This is a genomic window from Periweissella ghanensis (genome assembly GCF_918814755.1).
Classification (GTDB): Bacteria; Bacillota; Bacilli; order Lactobacillales; family Lactobacillaceae; genus Periweissella; species Periweissella ghanensis.
Map to the genome: position 1 here is coordinate 1 of NZ_CAKKNT010000035.1, position 15,536 is coordinate 15,536.

Here is a 15,536-nt window from a genome sequence, read left to right on the forward strand (position 1 = left end):
GTTGCACCCGATGCTTTTTTCTTTTGATTATATCTAAAAGGGCCACTAAATGAAATTTAAAATTTCATTTAGTGGCCCTTTTTTTATAGGGTTATGTCACAACCCCTTTTTTATTAATACTTGTTATTTACTATTTTTGGTAATAAAAAATGTCATCCCAATTGATAAACACATAAATACTAAGACAATTCCATAGGGATAATGGTAATTGATATCTAATAATATTCCCGCCATAATTGGACCAGCAACGTTACCGACACTGGTTAATGACATATTTAACCCATTCATTAATCCTTGTTTACTTTCACCAAATTTTGTTAAATAGGTAGTTATTGCTGGGCGAATAATATCCATCGCTGAAAAAACGATTAGCGTTGCAACGACCACAGCTAACTTACTATGGGTTACCAAAATCCACGCGACCCCCAAAGCACTTATCGCAAAACAGTAGCGAATTAATTTAATTTCAGAAAACCACAGGACTAACCGTTCAAAGAAAACAACTTGTAAAATTAGAGAAATGATTCCATTCAGTATTAACACAATGGCTAAATCATTCATATTGAAATCAAAAACTTCATTAACAAAAATTGAGTAGACCCCTTCAAAGCCGGCCAGACCAAATGCTGAAACTAAAATCAATGTAAATAATAACACGACGGGCTTAGTTAGTACCTCACGCCAATTAGTTGTTTCTTTGGCTTGTTTATTATTAACAACGTGGTGTTCAAATTGATTTTCATTCGGCAATAAGGTTAATAACACCAACAACGCCACCAATCCTAGCACACTAGCCACCCAAAATGGCATTTTATAGCTAATATTAGCTAAGACACCACCAATTCCGGGGCCTAAAATCAACCCACCGCTAAAGGCAGCTGAAATCCAGCCAATCACTTTAGCTCGCTGACTTGTAGTCGTAATGTCTGCTGCCATGGCCATTGCAGTTGGGATATATGCAGCAGCTGACAAGCCACCAATGATGCGTGATACATCAAGTAACCATAATTGATTGGTCAAAGCAAAGATAACTTCCGATAAACTATACAAAACCAACCCAATAATTAATACTGGTTTACGACCAATGCGATCTGACACAATGCCGACCAAAGGCGAAAAAACGAATTGTGCTAAGGCAAATAAAGCGGTCATAAAGCCCATATCAGCAGCACTAAAATGTAATTCGTTTTTTAAAAATGGCATTACCGGAATAACCAAGGTAACTCCTAAACAAACTAGAAATTCACTAAGCACTAATATAAAAATAGCTCGTTTTGTTGCTGCACTCATGTAATACCACCTTTTATTTCGATTTAAAAGTTCAATTCTTCAATTATAGCGGCATTTCATGAAGAGCGTCAACAAATAAACTTTATCCTTTGTTAATATCTTTAAATTTACTTAATATTGTGGCAACCAATGGATTGTTTTCGTTTTACGATTGGCAATCACAAATATCTCACTAGCTAAAGTTTTATTAGGTATTAACATGTAATTTGATGAGAATACAACTGTTTGGGCATGCGTTATCGGGTTAATTACAAAGCTAAGGTTATAACCACTTTGCGATCCACCCGCCTGATAATTACCATAAAAACTATATAAACCATTATAATAATCATGGTTATGCACCGGAAAGAAAAGCGGAAAATCTTTTTTCGGAATTAATTTACCTTCCATTAAGGCCGTTAAAAATTCAAAATAATCTGCCGGCGTTGAATAGATTTGACCAGCACCAATTAATAGTGACATTTGTTTTCTAATATCATAATTAAAAAAAGCTTGCTGAATATGGGTTTTAACGTAATTTGGATAAACCAAATTAGTTCCTTCAGGAATATCTTGGTAAAAATACGTATTGTTTAGTCCAAGTGGCTGTAAAATATCTTCAGTTACGTTTTGCTTGTAGCTTTGATTTGTCACTTGCATAATAATTCCGGCTAATAAAGAGAAATTAGCACTCGAATAGACATAGTGTGGCCGAGTTGAAATTAAATGCTGACGGACATAGTCAACTTGCTCTTGTTCATTGGTAATTTCGCGAATTTTTTTGTAATTACCATCAACAATTCCCGACGTATGCGTTAATAAATTCCAAACTGTAATTTTATTACCATATGGAATATTAGGATAAAATTGATCGATTGGTGTCCGTAGATTTAATTCACCTTCCTCAATCAACCTTTGTATAATTATCGCCGTAAATATTTTTTGAATTGAAGCAATTTGGAAAACCGAATTTTCATCTAGTTTATCATTGGAAAAATTACTAATATTTCCATTGGCTACGACCATCGGTACTTTAGAACCCGTTACCGTAGTTACCGCAACCGCATTTAAATGATTTTGTGCTAAATAAGAATGTAATTGTGCTTGCAAAACTGCCGGTTTACGTGAAAAGTTTATCTTTTGAATTGGTTTAACTTTTGCAATGGCTTGTTCAGAGGCCTTTGATTGCCACGTATCACCGATATTAATAGCGTTATTAATAACTGGGATGAGCAGCCAACGCGTAATCAATACTAACGTAATCAAGGCAAATAAGACTAATTGATATTTTTTATTCTTAATAATGTTAAGTAAGTTGTTCAATTTTTTTCTCCAGTAATTAATGTCAAGCTAAAATAATAAAAAATACGGGCCAATTGACTCGTATTTTCTATTAATTCCATTATAGAGAACATAACTAACAAGCCACCACAAGTTAGTTATTACCCATGTTATACACGTTACTATATAAAACAACAAGGCTCGCTAATGAATTTAATCAATACGTAATAGTTATATAAAAAACCATTGATTTATAACCATTCTTTTATTTTTAATGTTATACTTTATAAAATACTCATATACAGAGAAAGGCCTTAATTGATGCCAAATAAACCATTTGTTACGTTATTTTCGGTTATCTCATTAGATCATAAACTTGCTCTAGGTAAGACTAGTCACTGGCTTTCAGCGCCAGCATTGCAACCCGGTTTGTATCAAGTTGCTGAAATTGCACAAACTATCGACTACTGGATTATGACAACCGCACACTCAATTCAAAAAGTTGGCATTAGCAACGATAAAATTGACGTTCCATTTAAATTAGGCCAACATTACCTCATTTTACTTGATACTGAGGGAGACTTATCTGGTAAAACATTAGTGGCAGCATCCAAAACCTTTTCCCAAGTACTGGTGTATTCACCCCAAACATATAAAGCGAGTGCATTCCCAAACGTCACCTTTGTCAAAATACAAAATTTCAATTTAAAACAAATCTTTGCCCAATTATCTACTAATTTTAATGTTGACTACCTAACAATCCAAGCCGATACCGATTTTAACACCGCTGTATTTAAAGCCAATGTTGTTGATCGTTATGTCCTTGTGCAACTACCGATTATGGTTAACGACATGCGAGCGCCAACTATTTTTTGGTTTAATCAAATCCTAGCAGACTGGCAAACTTTTCAAATTCAGTCGATTGAACCTTTGTTACATTCATATCTTTGCATTAGTTATTACGGCCAAAAGAATTAGTTATTAGGCTTACTGAGCAATTAATTCTTTTAATTTTAACACACAAATCTTTGCCCATTCACAAAAACATTTTGACTTTAACTAAATCCTTCATATTTCATAATAAAATAACGTAACCATCAATATTTTCTAGTATTAACTACACCAAGATTCACGACAATTAGATACCTACTAGCGTAAACACAATAAACCCTCCATTGAAGAAAATTTCAATAGAGGGTTTATTTATATCAAACTACTAGCGTCCGGATTAACCCTTAGTTATGCGTACTTGCTTTTTCCACAGCAGCTTGGGCTAAAATATTTAAATAATTAAATGGGCGATCAAACCATGGTTGGAATAGCATATCAACCATTGCTAGTTGATCAATTGTAAAATCAGCTTGCATCGCAATTGAAACGCCGTTAGCAGCTGCTGAAATATCATGTGTACTACTCAATTGAACCCCTAAAATTTTATGACTAGCTTTTTCCCACACTAAAGTCATCAAGACTGGTGCTGTCGTTGTCATAAATTCTGGTCGGAAATTATCTTCAATTGTAATGGCCTCAAAGTTTAACCCCCGTGCTTTAGCGGCACTTGTGGTCAAACCACTCGCAACAAAATTCATCCCAAAAAGTTGTAAACCTGATGAAGCTTGGGTTCCCATATACTTAACTTTGTTTTCAACAATATTTTGACCCACGAGCTTTCCTTGACGAATCGCATTTGTTGCTAACGGAATATATTCATAACTTTGCGTTGGATTATAGTAAACCGCCGTCGAATCACCCGCGGCGTAAATATCAGCATTGGAGGTTTGCATATACTCATTAGTTACAATAGCCCCATTGGGTAACATCTTAACTTGGTCTTTTAATAATGCTGTATTGGGCTTAAAGCCAATCGCTAAGATAACAATATCGGCTTGATGAACTTGTTTATCAGTGGTCACTGTTACTTGATTTTGCCCAGTAAACCCTTGAACCAATTCACCTGTCACGACTTTAATACCATTACTTTCGAATAAATCAGTTGCGCGTTGGGTGTATGGTTCATCAAAGTATTTATTCATAATGGTTGGCATTCCATCAATAATCGTTACTTCTTTATTATGGGCTTGAAAGGCCTCAGCAAGTTCAACCCCGATATATCCCGCTCCAATAATGATTACCGAATTAATGTGTTCAGTTTTTTCAAATAAAACTTGCGCATCATGGTAGTTTTTACAAAAATACAAATTTGGATTGTCAATTCCTGGAATATTCGGTTTAACCGGTACTGAACCCGTGGTCATCACTAATTTATCATAATTATCTTCAAACTCGTCACCAGTCAATAAGTTCCGTACTTGGACCGTTTTATTTGTACTATCAATCGCTAAAATTTCATGTTGCATCCGTAAATCAGCTCCCAGTGCCGCTAATTTTTCTGGATCAGAATAAAATAATTCATCCGCGTGCTTAACTTCTCCTTGGACATACAAAGCAATACCACATGACAAGAAGGAAACGTTATCGTTGCGTTCGTATACGACGACTTCAACATCTGGGGTTTGTGTTTTAATTTCTTTAATAGCCGTTGTCCCGGCATGGGTTGATCCTACAACAATTACTTTCATAGCTTATCTCCAATATCTAGTTATTTATAGCTATAATTATAATATTTTCACAAAGTTATTTAACTTATTTTCCTAAACTGTCGCTCCACTATCATGAATAGTTATTAATTCACAAAGTTGTTTGATTTTGGTCCGAGAAACCGGTAATTCAAACCGATTATCTAGAATTGTAAGATGTTCTTTCATCTTAATTTGGGTGATGTAATCAAGATTAATTAAACAGGCCCGGTGCGCCCGAAACAGCCGTGGTAACCGTTGCTGTAAATCACTGAGTTTATCATAAAATAAAATCTTATCATGCGCCGTAGTTAGTTTAAGTTGGTGGGCCGTGGCGGTTGTTTCAATTGCAATAATTTCATGGGGCTTCACTAAATAAACCTGTTCATTAGTATTGATTAACAATTTTTGTTGTCCTTTGGTTGGTGCTAACAACCGCTGTTGATATATCAATGTTTGTTCCAAAAAACCTTTAAGTAAGGTTGCTGGTAAACTTTTGTTAATAAAGTCACGGGCGCCAATATTATTAGCAAACAATTGTTGCATCAAGGCTGGGAACTTGGAAACAAATGAAATCGTTGCTTCAATATCAACTTGGCGTAACCGTTTGGCAAAATTAATCCCACTAAGCTTAACCCCATTTTGATCTAAATCTAGAAAATATACATCGGCATACTGGCCTTGTTCAAAAACGGCGACTTCTAAATCATCTACATTTGTAAAAATTTTTATTTGCGCATTTATAGCTAGTTCTTGGGTAATCGTTTTCACAATCCGTTTAATTTTATCTAGCATAATAAATTGATCATCTAATATATAAATTCGCATTCCAGGCTCCTTTTTATCTTTTGTGAAACTTCATACTATTTAAATAGATTATAGCATCATGTATCCGTAAAAGCATACCCTTGTTACCTAAGACTTGCATTTAATTAACAAAATTTGCTCATTAATTATCAAAAAGCTAATTAGCTTTTTTACATTAGAAATACCTATGTTTTATTTTAGATTTTATAAAAATTATCAACGACTGGTAGTTTGCGCAAAAAAAGACTACAGTAGAACTGTAGATAAATTATCTATATTAAAATTTTATAAAGGAGCTACCAATATGGCAAATAAGTTAAGTAAAAGTGCACGCAAGGAACTTGCAGAACAAGAACTTCAACGGCGTGCCAAGGATCATGCGACCCAAAAGCATGAAAGTGGATTTGCTCATCTCCGTGATTTAGAAGATAAGTTCAAACACGAAAATTAATTGCGGATATCTCACATTTAATAAAATTATCGTTTGTTAGCACCCATTATGTTACAAACTTAAATCCAATAAAAGACCTGAAGAGATTTCTTCAGGTCTTTTATTGTACTTATTTCAAATTTTACATTTTTTAGCCCCTATAAACATTATTCATAGACTTCTTATATAAGGATATTTTATTGCTTTTAAGCTCGCAAATTTATTGTAAATTTTATTACAATAATGTAACATTAGGGTTACTATAAACATCGGGGAGTTTTTTAAATCATGGAGTTACAATCACCTACACGCCGCTATATTTTAGGCTTTGATGGCATTCGTGCCTTAGCTGTTATCGCGGTTATTTTGTATCACTTTTTACCAAATACTTTTAGTGGGGGATATTTGGGAGTGTCAATCTTTTTTGTCGTTTCCGGTTACTTAATCACCGATTTATTACGGCAAGAATTTAATAAAAAAAATACAATAGATATTAAAGCCTTTTACTTACGCCGGCTCAAGCGGCTTTATCCAGCATTAGTCTTTATGTTGATTGTTACATTAGCCTTCATTACCCTTTTTGATCGCGGGGCACTCTTAAATATTCGGACTGCGGTCATTACTAATTTACTGTACGTGTATAATCTCTGGGCAATTAACCACGGCCAATCTTATTTCCAACAATTTACAGCCCCCAGTCCGGTAACCCATTTATGGTCATTATCGGTTGAAGGGCAATTCTATTTTGTTTGGCCGCTGTTAGTGTTATTACTCAGTAAATTAAAAGTTCGCCGTCGCTATGTCGCTGTTGGGTTGGGCATTGCCGCCCTTGCTTCAGCAACAATGCTCGCTATTACTTTTAATCCTAGTTCAATAAACCGAGCATATTATGGCACTGATACACGCTTATTTGCAATTTTATTAGGGGCTATGCTCGCTTATCTTTGGCCATCAACACAGTTAACTACTACGATGGCTCCGCAAAATCAACGCGTGCTTAACTATATTAGTTGGGCTAGTTTACTTGGTTTGGCGATTGGCTTTGCCACATTAAATGGCCAAAGTCCCATCACCTATTATGGGGGCATGTTCCTCTTTACGATTATGGGAATGTTACTTGTTGCCACGATTGCCGCTCCAGGAACTTGGTTGGTTAAAGTTTTTGACTGGTCAGTCTTTCGTTGGATTGGGACCCGTTCATATGGAATCTATCTATACCAATATCCTGTCCTCGTATATTTTGATCAGCTCAAATTAAAATATACTAACCTGAATTGGTTATTTTTAATTATCGAATTACTATTAATCGGTTTGATTAGTGAAGCTAGCTACCGATGGTTAGAACAACCTTTGCGCCACGTCACTTTTACCGATGTTAAAGCATTCTTTAGCCAGATTGGTAGCTTCAATTACCGGACTATTACTCAATTTGCTGTGACCATTTTTCTCGTGACGATTGCAAGTTTTGGTTTGGCGGCACCCGAAGCAGCTAGTAATTATCAACCACCGTTGGAAAAAGAATTAGCTAGTCGAGAACAAAAAACCGAAGCCGCTAATACTAAAATTTTAGCTGAACAAAAAGCGGCTCAGACGGCTACTAAAAAAGCTCAGGAAGATGCCAAAAATAATCAAACGAAAGCAAGTTCGGCTTCAAGTAGTTCTTTATCAAGTGCGGATGCCCAATTAGCAGCTTTCTATCAATTTACGCCACAACAATTAAGTGTTCTTAAGCAAACACCAGTTACCGCCATCGGTGATTCAATGTTGGTTAACATTGGTCCTACCCTGCAAAAATTTATGCCGGTGTTCGCCAATGGTAAAGTCGGCCGGCAACCCTCAACGGCCCCAGATTTAATTTCAACAATTAAAGCCGCTGGTCAGCTTTCAGACAATGTGCTCATTATGCTTGGGACTAACGGAACGGTTAAACCACAAGATCTGGCTCAGGTTATGAAATTAGTCGGTCCTAAGCGCCAAGTCTTCTGGGTCAACAATTATGTCCAAGATCGTAGTTGGATTCCTGGTAATGAACAATTATATGTCCAAGCCGGTAAGATGTATCCTAATTTTCATTTAATTGATTGGCATCAAAAAGTCCAGTTTCATGCTGATTGGTTAGGTCCGGATGATATTCACCCAAATAATATTGGTGATAAATATTTAGCCAATCTAATTGGTACTACCATCGTTACGACCCTTGCACAAAAAAATTAGATTTTCTTAATGTTCATTTAATCCAATCATAGGTATAATTAACGTAAGCAAGCGTTTTCATTACTTGCTATTTTTAAGATTTAATGGAGGTAACTAAATGTTTTTACTAATCAATATTGTAATCATTACGTTGCTAATGTTAGCTGTCGTCGGCGTCTTACTTAGTTACGTCATCAATACAACTAATTATCGGACACGCATGGTTCCAATTACTGTTAAAAGTAATCAATACCCACGTAACCGTAATCAACGTTAATTTAATTAATTCAATAAAAATAAAAAAGTCATGACGTATTTGTCATGACTTTTTTATTTGCATAATTAAATAAATACTACACTCAATTGCTTATCCATTGCTTGGGCCAATTGTGATAACTTTTCAAATGACACATTATCACCGCGTTCAATCCGTGCAATTGTTGCTTGCGTCGTCCCAGCCATTTCTGCTAATTCCATTTGCGTTAAACCAGCTTCTTCCCGGGCTGTGTACAATGAAACCGCGCTAGCTAACTTTGCTTTCTCCATTTGATATCCTTGGGTAAATCCTTTATCCTTTTTTTCTTGGGCTAATAATTCATCAATTAACATTTGCAATTCTCCATTCGGTCTGATATTTTTCAGCAATTAATTGTTGTTGATACGCCTGTTCCTTATCGGTTTTAAAATAGGCATTCGTTAACACATAGTGGTCTGTTGTGACAAAGAAGTAAGCACAATGCATAATACCTTTATCCACGTAACATCTTAATTCATAAAAATCACGAGCAACCCGGCGAACCCATAACTGGCGTTGTGCGATTAATAAATTAACTTCTTGCATTTGTGTGAGGAGTGCGAGTAATTTTTCCCGATCGCGGACTGGTAATTGCTGATAATACTCAGCAAAATAATTATGGCCATCGGCGGCAACATACATTATAAATTTTCGTTTTCGTTTCATTTTATCGATACACCTAACTTTAAAGTAATTTACTATCGGTTAAGATAAGATGTTTACATTAAGTTCTTTTTATTTATATACAATATAATCGGTATATGTATTCTTTATTTAACCCTTATAATAAAAAAAAGACTGAAAAATTTCAGTCTTTTTTATTATTTAGTTCCAAAATGAGCGGCTGCAGCACCAAGGTTATAACGTTCAAATTTAACATCTTTAAAGCCAATTTCGGTCATCACGTCAACTAGCTCTTGGTATGACATAAATTTTTCCGTTGTTTCATCTAAGTACTTGTATTCGGCTTGTTGTTTAGTTAAAACTTTTCCGAGTAATGGCATTACTTTTGAAAAATAAAAACGCCAAGCTGGCCGAACAAGCGGATTATCAGGTTGCGATGTTTCAAGGATGATGACTGAGCCACCAGGCTTAAGCACCCGATACATTTCTTTGAGGCCAGCAATTTTATCTGGTAAATTACGTAGTCCAAAACCAATTGTGACATAATCAAACGTATTATCCGGATATGTTGTCGCCATAGCATCACCTTGAACAAGCGAAATTTCCTTATTAAGATGTAACTGTGAAACCTTTTGATCAGCAATTTTTAACATATTCTCGCTAAAATCAAGCCCCACAACATGGCCACTAGGACCAACTGTTTGGGCATGATGGATTGTCCAATCTGCCGTACCACAACATAGATCTAACACATAACTGCCTTTTGGGATTGGCATCGTTTTAGCAACTTTCTTACGCCAAGCTTTATGGGTACCTAAACTAATTACATTATTCATGTAATCATAATTAGGCGCAATCGTATTAAAAATTTCTTGTGGGGTTTGTTTCTTATCTGTCACAATAATCCACCTTCTTATTCCGCTGTTATGGCTTTAATTTCAATAATTTCATCTTGGGCTTCATTAAATTGTTTAATGAATTGTAACATTTGTTCATGGGTTGCATATTCGCTAACATAATCCATTGAGGCGCGCATTAATTTAGTAACCGCATCTTCTTCTTGGGGTTTTTGCATTGCCTTAAATGCATGCAGTGCTTTTTTCTTTGATCCAGCCATTATTCAATTACCTCGATTGGCGTCACATCAGGACGTTCGTTATACTTAGCAATTAATGCTAACATTTCTTCTTTATTCGCGTAGTCACGGACAAACTTTTTCATCGTTTTTTTGCCCAACTCACGAACTGATTCATCTTGTTTACGTTGCGCAAACTTAACGTTTTGATGTTTTTGATTATCATCAATCTGATACATATGCTTACCTATCCTCTGTTGTTATTCATCTTATTGTACATAAGTTCTACAATATAATAAAGTATCTCTCATGGGATTAGGTATTTTAATTAGTTTATTTTAATAAACTCGCTAATTCATATGGTTTTTATGTTGACACTTGGTATTCTCTTAGATAGACTAAACCTTATATGACGTTTGTTTGTTGGAAATTTTTAATAAATTAAATATTCCTAATTCCCACATACAAAGAACGCCTACGCTGCTAAAGGAGAACTTTCATGTACGATAGTTTAGTTCGTTTTTTCAAAAAAAGCCAAACCCAAGTTTATCTAACTTTATTGGTAATGATTATCTTTTTATTTTTAATTCGCGGCTTTCTCACTAGCATTCTCCTAATTGCAATTTTTGCATATTTTGGTGTCCATGCTTCGCGTAAGATTAACCAATTCACACGAATCCCGTATGTTTTGTCCGTTATCATCTTCTATTTATTGGTGCTCTTAGTTCTAGCGGGAATTATCATGTTTATTATCCCCGTCTTTGCTCGGGAGGGCCAAAATCTCTACGAAGCCATTTTACGTGGCCTACGTGAGTATCCTCAAATTAACCATTATGTTGGGACATATATGGAAAAATTTGATTTAGTTGATAAAATTAGTACTAACTGGCAAAAGATATTAGTAAATGGACTTACAGCCATCACAACCGTTGGTGATGTCTTTGTCCGTGTTGCTTTGGCCTTTTTCTTAAGTTTAATTTTCACAGTTACTTTTCCAAAACTACAAAAATTTGGTAAACAATTTGAACATTCTGATTTTCCAAAATTCTTCAAAATTATTTACCAACTCGCTAGCAAATTTATTTTCATTTTGGGCCAAATCATTGAAGTCCAATTAGTCATTGATATTATCAATACTATTTTAATGTTAATTGGTTTAACTATCCTTGGCATGCCGAGTCCCTTTGTCCTTGGAATGTTGGTCTTTGTTTTTGGTTTAGTACCGGTGGCTGGGGTGTTAATTTCAAGTATTCCGCTAACCTTAATTGCTTTTTCAATGGGCGGCATTAAAACTGCCATTGAGTTAATTATTTTAATTTGTATCATGCACGCCTTTGAAGCATATGTCTTACATCCTAAATTAATGTCATCACGCGCAGAATTACCTATTTTTGTTACGTTTGCCGCACTGATTATTATGGAACATGTGCTTGGTACTTGGGGCTTAATTGTTGGGGTCCCAATTGTTGCCTTCTTTATGGATGTCATGAATATTCACCGTTTTGATAAAAATGGTCCGATTCACCATCACCTCGAACAAGAACAATAGCAAGAACGGCTGCCTCAATCCGGCGACCATCGTGTAATAAAGTAAAAATGAGGTTGTGACATAACTCTTTTCAAGTACTAAATTGCTACCAAAATGCGCTCCAGAAGTCCGATATATTCGAAATACGACAAAATCCTCTATGAAGAATTTCTTCATAGAGGATTTTTAGTGTATTTCTCGATATCGCCCGACTTCTGTCACAGCTCCATTTTTACGTCTTCAGATATATTAACTTGGACACCGTATAAAGGGCTCGTTTACTGTTCTAAAAACTTACCTAAACCGGTAAACAGTTCGCGGGCTTCCGCTTCGTTAAACGTAACACCCTTACCCATCTTGGTGTGATCTGCATCCCACGTCCGTAAGTCAAATTTAGGTTCACGATCATTCCAGGAAACCTTATTTAACTCTAGGCTCCACCCTTTGGCATTGGTTGAAAGGCTAGCTAATTTTTGCGTTATTTCATATTTTAATTCGGCCATCTAAATACTCCTTTTAGCTATTATTATACCACTTTATATACTACGTTTAATTTTAAGTAAAGCCATAAAAGCACCGTACGATTTTTCATACAGTGCTTTTACTAAAATATAAAAATTAAGCCAATGCGTCAATTATCGCCGCATTAAAAGCAGGTAAGTCTTTTGGTGTTCGACTTGAAACTAATTGGTGGGCATCATCAATCACGACTTCTGCATCCTTAACGTCAGCACCAGCATATTTCAAATCAGGTTGTACTGATTTGTAAGCTGTCAATGTTAACTGATCGGTAATCCCCGTTTGAATAAACAATTGCGGGCCGTGACAAATTGTAAAGACGGGCTTATCACTTTCCAAAAATTCTTTGGTAAGCTCAACATAGCGATCATCAACCCGTAATTTATCCGGTGAAAAACCACCAGGAATTAGTAAAGCATCATAATCTGATAACTTCGCATCATCAATTCCTTTAACTGTTTCAAACGTGGCCCCATGTTTACCAGTAATGGTCTTACTAGCTTCGTTTTCAACAACATCCACGGTATGCCCCGCACCTTCTAACGCTTCCTTAGGTGATACTAATTCGCTGTCTTCAAAATCATCAGTTGCAATTGCAATAATTTTAGCCATAAAATATATCCTCCAGTTATTCGCATGATGATAATTCTTTACTACATACTTATTTTAACAAAGTAAATTAGGTAAATTCAAATTCTAATATCTGGATTATGCATATCTTAATAACTAAAAGACCGTTGGTAAATCAAGTAAATTTGTCACCCTGTATTGCGCCTCATTAGGTTGATTTTTTTGGGCGTAGTCATAAAACACACAATCAATATCACTGGCCAAGGCCCCTTTAATATCTGAATTAAGGCCATCCCCAATCATTAACACATCGCGCTTGGTTAACTTTAATTCATTTAAAATGTAATCAAAAAACTTCACGTTGGGCTTTTCAAACCCGACCGTTTCTGAAATAAAATGACCATCAAAAAAATCAATAATGCCAGTTGCTTGCATTCGCCGAATTTGCGTTTGATAAACCCCATTAGAGGCCGTAAATAATTGATATCCCGCATCTTTTAAAATCGTTAAGGTTTCTTTGGCGTTTGGCATTAAAAAGGCGCCATCACCTAATAATTGCCGAAAACGTCGTTCAGCAGCGATACCATCGAGCTGGTCATAGCCAAGTTCAGTAAAAAACCGCGTAAAGCGTTGATCAAGTAAATATTGCTTAGTAATTTCTTGCTGCTCTAATTGGCGCCATAATTTACGATTAATTACATCGTATTGAACAAAAAGTTGTTCCGTATATGGGATTTCAGATTCTTGCATTAACTGTTTAAATGCATAATCCTCTGCCGCCTTAAAATCTAATAATGTATCATCTAAATCAAATAATAGTGCCTTATACATCAAACTGAACCTCACTAATTAATAATATCAAGTTATTCTACCATTAATTTAGTAACAATTCTAATTAACTAACATCCGTGGGACCCGACTAGTAATTAAATTCATAAAATTCCAGGGTTCTAAGTGACAATAGTGCGCAATTTCCCAAATATCAATTTGATCGTTATTGGTTGCCCCGATAAACGTTACTTTTGTACCAACTGGGACTTCATGGGGTAAGCGCACCATTAATTGATCCATCGCAATTTCACCAACAATGGGACAGCGCATCTCACCAACTAAAACTTCAAATCCTTGGAGTTGAATTGGTAAACCATCGCCATAGCCCATCGGAATCGTCCCAATCCATTCATCTGCTTGGGTGATATACGCATGACCATAACTAATACCTTCACCGGCTGGAATTTGTTTCACGAAACTTAATTCTGAATATAGCTGTCCAATTGGTTGTAAATCATGTCCATCCGTAATAAGTTTCCCCGATGGTTCCCAACCATATCCCAGTGAACCAACCCGAACGTAGTCAGTTGGTACTTCGTTAGTATGGTATAAAGTGGCACCTGAATTGGCCACATGGATCATTGGTGGTAATTGCGCTAAATCATCCACTAATGCGTGCCAACGTTGTAATTGCATCTGAAAATAAGCGGTTTCCGAAACATCAGCCGTCGCAAAGTGGGTCATTAACCCGTGCCATTGATAGACATCACGATTAGTTTGTAAGAATTCAATTGCCGCCGTTAACTCACTTTTAGTGCGGATACCAATACGATTCATCCCCGTATCTAGCGCTAAAGAAACTAGTAACTTCTTTCGGCCATGCCGTAAATACGGCACCGCTGTTTGTAACCAGGCTAAAGATGGCACCGTCGTGATAACACTAGCATCGGCACATAATTGGGCATATCGCGGATCGGTATGGCCTAAAATTAAAATGGGTGCCAAAATTCCTAGTGACCGTAAGTGGAGGGCTTCTTCGGCAATCGCAACCGCAAGACCATCAGCCCCAGCATTTACGGCCGCCGGGGCGACAATGTCTAAGCCATGACCATACGCATTACTTTTAACCGCAAAAAAAATGTGTTGCGCACCACTAACTTTCCGAATATAGGCCATATTTTGAGCCAACGCATTTTTTGAAATTTCTAACCGTGTTGCGCGAATATTTATTTCCATCTGCATCCTCGTACTTTCTTAGCATTCAATGGCAATCGTAAGGGGCTTACCATTCAGTAATTGTGAGTTGTTCATCTTCACGAATACTGTATGCATAAGTCTTATGTATAACACCATCCTGGCTAAACTAGATGTATTTTAAAATAGATTAACATAATTTAATATATTTTACACCAAAATCTCATATATCACGACCTTAAAACAAATTTATTGGACAAAAAAAGAGATGAACCATAGTTCATCTCTTTTTTGGGTTCTATACTTTTTGGTACTGATGGCCATGACTTAAGTCATGGGTGTCAGTACCATTTTTTATTCTAATTGTATTGTTTCGTAAAAAAGAGTACAAAAATAGAGATAGC

General features: G+C 36.0%; 18 protein-coding genes. 5 read left to right on the plus strand and 13 right to left on the minus strand.

What is annotated here, in order from left to right:
• Window positions 1–123: 123 nt before the first annotated feature.
• A complete protein-coding gene (locus tag LQZ76_RS09010) occupies window positions 124–1,290 on the minus strand; it encodes an MFS transporter (RefSeq protein WP_230099392.1) in 1,167 nt (388 codons plus the stop codon).
• Between the two features lie 111 nt (window positions 1,291–1,401).
• Window positions 1,402–2,592, minus strand: a complete 1,191-nt coding sequence (locus LQZ76_RS09015) for a serine hydrolase domain-containing protein (protein ID WP_230099393.1) — start codon at window positions 2,590–2,592, stop codon at window positions 1,402–1,404.
• Window positions 2,593–2,871: 279 nt separating this feature from the next.
• Here LQZ76_RS09015 and LQZ76_RS09020 point away from each other — a divergent pair, with 279 nt between their 5' ends.
• Window positions 2,872–3,528, plus strand: coding sequence for a dihydrofolate reductase family protein (locus LQZ76_RS09020; RefSeq protein WP_230099394.1), 657 nt, complete (start codon window positions 2,872–2,874; stop codon window positions 3,526–3,528).
• Between the two features lie 257 nt (window positions 3,529–3,785).
• On the opposite strand, the gene LQZ76_RS09025 is transcribed toward LQZ76_RS09020, so the two are convergent.
• Both LQZ76_RS09025 and LQZ76_RS09030 read right to left on the minus strand, forming a co-directional pair.
• Window positions 3,786–5,129, minus strand: a complete 1,344-nt coding sequence (locus tag LQZ76_RS09025; RefSeq protein WP_230099395.1) for an FAD-dependent oxidoreductase — start codon at window positions 5,127–5,129, stop codon at window positions 3,786–3,788.
• 72 nt (window positions 5,130–5,201) lie between these two features.
• Window positions 5,202–5,954: a LytR/AlgR family response regulator transcription factor gene (locus LQZ76_RS09030; RefSeq protein ID WP_230099396.1), complete on the minus strand. Its 753-nt coding sequence runs from the start codon at window positions 5,952–5,954 to the stop codon at window positions 5,202–5,204.
• Between the two features lie 283 nt (window positions 5,955–6,237).
• Here LQZ76_RS09030 and LQZ76_RS09035 point away from each other — a divergent pair, with 283 nt between their 5' ends.
• The 3 genes from LQZ76_RS09035 (at window position 6,238) to LQZ76_RS09045 (ending at window position 8,833) form a co-directional block, all read left to right on the plus strand.
• Complete coding sequence (locus LQZ76_RS09035; protein WP_230099397.1) at window positions 6,238–6,384, plus strand: hypothetical protein; 147 nt, start codon at window positions 6,238–6,240, stop codon at window positions 6,382–6,384.
• 267 nt (window positions 6,385–6,651) lie between these two features.
• Window positions 6,652–8,577, plus strand: coding sequence for an acyltransferase family protein (locus LQZ76_RS09040; protein ID WP_230099398.1), 1,926 nt, complete (start codon window positions 6,652–6,654; stop codon window positions 8,575–8,577).
• A 97-nt stretch (window positions 8,578–8,674) separates the two neighbouring features.
• Window positions 8,675–8,833 carry a hypothetical protein gene (locus tag LQZ76_RS09045; protein WP_230099399.1) on the plus strand — a complete coding sequence of 53 codons (159 nt, stop codon included), beginning with the start codon at window positions 8,675–8,677 and terminating at the stop codon, window positions 8,831–8,833.
• 65 nt (window positions 8,834–8,898) lie between these two features.
• On the opposite strand, the gene LQZ76_RS09050 is transcribed toward LQZ76_RS09045, so the two are convergent.
• The 5 genes from LQZ76_RS09050 to LQZ76_RS09070 all read right to left on the minus strand — a co-directional run bounded on the left by LQZ76_RS09050 (window position 8,899) and on the right by LQZ76_RS09070 (window position 10,789).
• Window positions 8,899–9,165, minus strand: coding sequence for a helix-turn-helix domain-containing protein (locus tag LQZ76_RS09050; protein ID WP_230099400.1), 267 nt, complete (start codon window positions 9,163–9,165; stop codon window positions 8,899–8,901).
• Window positions 9,155–9,517: a type II toxin-antitoxin system RelE/ParE family toxin gene (locus LQZ76_RS09055; RefSeq protein WP_230099401.1), complete on the minus strand. Its 363-nt coding sequence runs from the start codon at window positions 9,515–9,517 to the stop codon at window positions 9,155–9,157. Before LQZ76_RS09055 ends, LQZ76_RS09050 begins: the two co-directional genes overlap by 11 nt.
• 155 nt (window positions 9,518–9,672) lie before the next feature.
• Window positions 9,673–10,380, minus strand: a complete 708-nt coding sequence (locus LQZ76_RS09060) for a demethylmenaquinone methyltransferase (RefSeq protein WP_432443419.1) — start codon at window positions 10,378–10,380, stop codon at window positions 9,673–9,675.
• An 8-nt stretch (window positions 10,381–10,388) separates the two neighbouring features.
• Window positions 10,389–10,592 (minus strand): hypothetical protein, encoded by a 204-nt coding sequence (locus tag LQZ76_RS09065; RefSeq protein WP_230099403.1) that lies wholly within the window; start codon window positions 10,590–10,592, stop codon window positions 10,389–10,391.
• A complete protein-coding gene (locus tag LQZ76_RS09070; protein ID WP_230099404.1) occupies window positions 10,592–10,789 on the minus strand; it encodes a hypothetical protein in 198 nt (65 codons plus the stop codon). Before LQZ76_RS09070 ends, LQZ76_RS09065 begins: the two co-directional genes overlap by 1 nt.
• Window positions 10,790–11,049: 260 nt before the next feature.
• Between LQZ76_RS09070 and LQZ76_RS09075 the strand changes: the two genes are divergently transcribed.
• Window positions 11,050–12,099 carry an AI-2E family transporter gene (locus LQZ76_RS09075; RefSeq protein ID WP_230099405.1) on the plus strand — a complete coding sequence of 350 codons (1,050 nt, stop codon included), beginning with the start codon at window positions 11,050–11,052 and terminating at the stop codon, window positions 12,097–12,099.
• Between the two features lie 257 nt (window positions 12,100–12,356).
• Here the strand turns inward: LQZ76_RS09075 and LQZ76_RS09080 are convergent, their stop codons facing one another.
• The 4 genes from LQZ76_RS09080 to alr all read right to left on the minus strand — a co-directional run bounded on the left by LQZ76_RS09080 (window position 12,357) and on the right by alr (window position 15,174).
• Window positions 12,357–12,581 (minus strand): YdbC family protein, encoded by a 225-nt coding sequence (locus LQZ76_RS09080; RefSeq protein ID WP_230099406.1) that lies wholly within the window; start codon window positions 12,579–12,581, stop codon window positions 12,357–12,359.
• Window positions 12,582–12,696: 115 nt separating this feature from the next.
• Window positions 12,697–13,209, minus strand: coding sequence for a type 1 glutamine amidotransferase domain-containing protein (locus tag LQZ76_RS09085; RefSeq protein ID WP_230099407.1), 513 nt, complete (start codon window positions 13,207–13,209; stop codon window positions 12,697–12,699).
• A gap of 114 nt (window positions 13,210–13,323) precedes the next feature.
• The gene (locus tag LQZ76_RS09090; RefSeq protein ID WP_230099408.1) at window positions 13,324–13,998 is read right to left on the minus strand and encodes a YjjG family noncanonical pyrimidine nucleotidase; all 675 of its coding nucleotides are present in this window, start codon (window positions 13,996–13,998) and stop codon (window positions 13,324–13,326) included.
• Window positions 13,999–14,058: 60 nt separating this feature from the next.
• Window positions 14,059–15,174: an alanine racemase gene (gene alr / locus LQZ76_RS09095; protein ID WP_230099409.1), complete on the minus strand. Its 1,116-nt coding sequence runs from the start codon at window positions 15,172–15,174 to the stop codon at window positions 14,059–14,061.
• Window positions 15,175–15,536 lie beyond the last annotated feature (362 nt).

Excerpts from the sequence above, each read along its gene's own strand:
- LQZ76_RS09075 (WP_230099405.1), top strand. The coding sequence starts at position 11,050 with ATGTACGATAGTTTAGTTCGTTTTTTCAAAAAAAGCCAAACCCAAGTT.
- LQZ76_RS09035 (WP_230099397.1), top strand. The coding sequence starts at position 6,238 with ATGGCAAATAAGTTAAGTAAAAGTGCACGCAAGGAACTTGCAGAACAA.
- LQZ76_RS09045 (WP_230099399.1), top strand. The coding sequence starts at position 8,675 with ATGTTTTTACTAATCAATATTGTAATCATTACGTTGCTAATGTTAGCT.
- LQZ76_RS09055 (WP_230099401.1), bottom strand. The coding sequence starts at position 9,517 with ATGAAACGAAAACGAAAATTTATAATGTATGTTGCCGCCGATGGCCAT.
- alr (WP_230099409.1), bottom strand. The coding sequence starts at position 15,174 with ATGGAAATAAATATTCGCGCAACACGGTTAGAAATTTCAAAAAATGCG.
- LQZ76_RS09010 (WP_230099392.1), bottom strand. The coding sequence starts at position 1,290 with ATGAGTGCAGCAACAAAACGAGCTATTTTTATATTAGTGCTTAGTGAA.
- LQZ76_RS09085 (WP_230099407.1), bottom strand. The coding sequence starts at position 13,209 with ATGGCTAAAATTATTGCAATTGCAACTGATGATTTTGAAGACAGCGAA.
- LQZ76_RS09070 (WP_230099404.1), bottom strand. The coding sequence starts at position 10,789 with ATGTATCAGATTGATGATAATCAAAAACATCAAAACGTTAAGTTTGCG.
- LQZ76_RS09050 (WP_230099400.1), bottom strand. The coding sequence starts at position 9,165 with ATGTTAATTGATGAATTATTAGCCCAAGAAAAAAAGGATAAAGGATTT.
- LQZ76_RS09025 (WP_230099395.1), bottom strand. The coding sequence starts at position 5,129 with ATGAAAGTAATTGTTGTAGGATCAACCCATGCCGGGACAACGGCTATT.
- LQZ76_RS09080 (WP_230099406.1), bottom strand. The coding sequence starts at position 12,581 with ATGGCCGAATTAAAATATGAAATAACGCAAAAATTAGCTAGCCTTTCA.
- LQZ76_RS09040 (WP_230099398.1), top strand. The coding sequence starts at position 6,652 with ATGGAGTTACAATCACCTACACGCCGCTATATTTTAGGCTTTGATGGC.
- LQZ76_RS09020 (WP_230099394.1), top strand. The coding sequence starts at position 2,872 with ATGCCAAATAAACCATTTGTTACGTTATTTTCGGTTATCTCATTAGAT.
- LQZ76_RS09030 (WP_230099396.1), bottom strand. The coding sequence starts at position 5,954 with ATGCGAATTTATATATTAGATGATCAATTTATTATGCTAGATAAAATT.
- LQZ76_RS09090 (WP_230099408.1), bottom strand. The coding sequence starts at position 13,998 with ATGTATAAGGCACTATTATTTGATTTAGATGATACATTATTAGATTTT.
- LQZ76_RS09065 (WP_230099403.1), bottom strand. The coding sequence starts at position 10,592 with ATGGCTGGATCAAAGAAAAAAGCACTGCATGCATTTAAGGCAATGCAA.